This window comes from Tistrella bauzanensis (assembly GCF_014636235.1).
In the GTDB taxonomy this organism is placed as follows: Bacteria; Pseudomonadota; Alphaproteobacteria; order Tistrellales; family Tistrellaceae; genus Tistrella; species Tistrella bauzanensis.
Genome location: NZ_BMDZ01000217.1, coordinates 1 through 588 on the forward strand (window position 1 = coordinate 1; position 588 = coordinate 588).

At 63.3% G+C, this 588-nt stretch carries 1 protein-coding gene; it reads right to left on the reverse strand.

The window, feature by feature from the left end; genetic code table 11:
• Positions 1 to 359 precede the first annotated feature (359 nt).
• On the reverse strand, positions 360 to 524 hold the full coding sequence (locus IEW15_RS25655) for a hypothetical protein (RefSeq protein WP_188583391.1): 165 nt from the start codon (positions 522 to 524) through the stop codon (positions 360 to 362).
• Positions 525 to 588: the final 64 nt, after the last annotated feature.

The window sequence follows — 588 nt, forward strand, 5'->3', positions numbered from 1 at the left end:
TCCCGATCAGCCGCAAGCGAAAACGGGCCGGATGGTCCGATGAATTCGCAAGGTCGATCATTGGGCAAATGCGATAGCCCTGCCCTTCAATGCCGGGTCTCTTGACACGGCACCGGCAGAGGTCGTGGCCCTCGCGGAGGACAAGTTCAGGGCCAGCCGACAACGCCGGGTGGACCTGGTGCGGCAGATCCTGGCCGGAGGCGCCGCCAGCTCTGATTGACGTCGGCCCTGATTGACGTTGGCCGACAGTCATGAAAGCCCGGGCCGCGGCAAGATCCGCGCGCCCGGGCTTTCATGATCCGCCCGGCTTTCATCATCCGCCCGGCTTTCATCATCCGAATTGCCGGCGAGGCCGGCGGCTATTTGCCGGCCGCCGCCACCAGGCTGCAATCGCTTTCGCTGAGAGGACTGTAGGCGTCGGCAGCGGCGATCGTCTCGACGACGTTGTAATAGGCCCAGGGCTTGTCAAGCTCGCCCGGCTTCTTGACCTGGACGAGATAGAAATCGGGGGATGTCCCGGTCATTGTTGAAAAAGGGAGAGCGGCGTTGCTCGCCTTGAGCCGTTAGGCTCGGGGTGTCGAATCCTCA